Annotated in this window: 3 protein-coding genes; all 3 read right to left on the reverse strand. The window is 38.6% G+C overall.

The window, feature by feature from the left end:
• The coding region (locus V7150_RS12795) for a class I SAM-dependent methyltransferase (protein WP_335518533.1) at nt 1–971 on the reverse strand (971 nt) is incomplete at its 3' end.
• 250 nt (nt 972–1,221) lie between these two features.
• Entirely contained in the window at nt 1,222–1,722 is a 501-nt protein-coding gene (gene tpx / locus V7150_RS12800; protein WP_335518536.1) for a thiol peroxidase, read from the reverse strand.
• Between the two features lie 189 nt (nt 1,723–1,911).
• On the reverse strand, nt 1,912–2,337 hold a 426-nt coding region (ytfJ, locus tag V7150_RS12805), incomplete at its 5' end, for a GerW family sporulation protein (protein ID WP_335518538.1).

Genomic DNA, 2,337 nt, shown 5'->3' on the forward strand with positions numbered 1-2,337 from the left:
TCCTGAAACCATTTTTCAATTTTAGATAAAATATTATCCATTCCAACAGCACTTGACAGGCTCGGTAAATTTACAAGTAATGCTTGCTTTGGCGGCTTGACACCTTCACCTTTTTTTTGTAAAACTAAAATACTTTTAGCTGAATGTTTATTTTTAAACATGCTTGTTGGTAAATGCAGCAGACCTTGAATAATCAGATTTCCCTTGATAAATTCATGAAGCTGAGGTGCTTGATCACTTTCAAATAAGCCGTTCGGAATTAGGAAGAATAAATAGCCTCCAGGTAAGGTATGTTTAACACTTTGTTCGATGAATAAATGATGTGAATATGAGTGACCTTCTAAAGCTTTTAATTGATAATCTGAAGCTCTGATATCATTTGGATAGTAGCCCACCGGCAAATCTGCAATGACGGCATCCACAGGATCGATAAACAAAGACTCCAGGCTATCCTGATTGAACAACTGAACAGGATGCTCTTGTAAATTAGCATTTACATAGGCAAGCTTGATCAGAATATCGTCAATTTCTACTCCAATGGACGTAATATTTTTATGGACGTGATTTAAAACTGTTGTTAATAAATTCCCAGTTCCAATGGCAGGGTCAAGAAGACGGAAGGATTGCTTCTTCATAAATCTCTCTACTAGGTAACCAACCAGCATGCCAATAGAATCTGGTGTCATTTGATGGTTTGGCTGTACATTTTCCTTCATCCCTTTTAAAATAACAAGCTGATAGGCTTTGCGAATATCCTCATTCGAATATTTGACCAAATGAATCTCTTCATATACTTTCTTAAGCCTTTTTAAGGTTAGCTCACTTAGCTCGTCCTGAAGGATGGCCCCTTGAAATAGATTTTCCCCTGTCTCGGCAAGTGCCTCTAGGTAACTACAGGATAATTCCTCTTGTAAAATAAGAGCAGTTTCATTAAATAATGTAAATAGCTGTTCAACTGGAGAAATTTTCATTGTATCCCCTCCAATACTAGATTTTCCTTATTCATTTTAAACAAGTATGCATTTTTTTAATAAAGCAAACTCGCCGATTGGCGAGCCCCTAAGGGCGAAGACAGAGGCATAGTTGCACTTATGCGTTAGGAAAGTATAAAGGCCTCGCTCTAGTCGAGGCCTTCTTATCATATAAGAATTTCATTTGTACTGCGAGATTTGTCTAGTCCCAGCGTCGCTAAACGGGCGCTTCCGCTTCTTAGTGGTTCAATTATTTTGCCGCTTTTGCAGCCTCAATTGCAGCTTCATAGTTAGGGTGGTTAGTTGCTTCACTAACATACTCAACATATGTCACAGTATCGTTCGAGTCAACAACAAACACTGCCCGAGCTAGTAGTCTTAATTCTTGGATGGCAACCCCATATGCTTCTCCAAATGAAAGATCACGGTGATCGGATAATGTTTGCACATTTTCAATACCGCTTGCTGCACACCAACGTTTTTGCGCAAATGGTAAATCTACGCTAACTGTTAATATTTTTACGTTTCCTAAGCTATTTGCTTCTTCATTGAATCGGCGTGTTTCTGCATCACATACACCCGTATCTAAAGAAGGCACTGAAGTGATTAAACGAACCTGCCCCTTCGTATCGTTTAACGTCACTTCTGATAAGTCATTTGCTAGCACCGTAAAATTTGGAGCCTTGTCACCAACTTTTACTTCATTGCCTAACAAAGTAATAGCATTTCCTTTGAATGTTACATTTGCCATTCTTTCATCCTCCTTTGTAGTTTAAAGCTATGACGCTAATAAATTTAATCAGCATTTTAGCTTTAAATATGTACAGTGTAAATATATCTTTTCAAAACCCTTTTTGCAATTATTTAAACTCTCGTATTCTATATTAAAACCAAGAAAAAGGTTAACCTTCCAATGTGGTTTGGAAGATTAACCTTCACATTAAAAATCAAGATCAATTTTTGGCTGCTGTTGGGTTTGCTGCTGGGTTTGCTGTTGGGTTTGCTGCTGTTTATTCTGGTCTTTCTTCGAGAACATTTGCTGAATTTTATCGACTGCCTGCGGTGCAAGCTCTAAAATCTTCTCGTATAAATGGGTACTTTCATCGAGATGAAGCATTTTGACACCACTAGAGTTTACAATTAAAAAGGCGATTGGGGTGATTGAAACACCTCCGCCGCTACCGCCGCCAAATGGAAGCTTTGATTGACCTTGGCTTTGCCCTTGTGATTGGGAGCTGTCGAGCTTGAACTCACTGCCTCCTGCAGCAAATCCAAACCCAACCTTTGATACTGTTAAAATAACACTTCCGTCAGGGGTTTCAACTGGGTCTCCAATGATGGTATTCACATCAATCATTTCTTTTAA

The organism is Neobacillus drentensis (assembly GCF_036965245.1).
Classification (GTDB): Bacteria; Bacillota; Bacilli; order Bacillales; family Cytobacillaceae; genus Neobacillus; species Neobacillus drentensis_G.

Bases quoted from the DNA above. Each gene is read 5' to 3' on its own strand.
- tpx (WP_335518536.1), bottom strand. From the start codon at position 1,722: ATGGCAAATGTAACATTCAAAGGAAATGCTATTACTTTGTTAGGCAAT.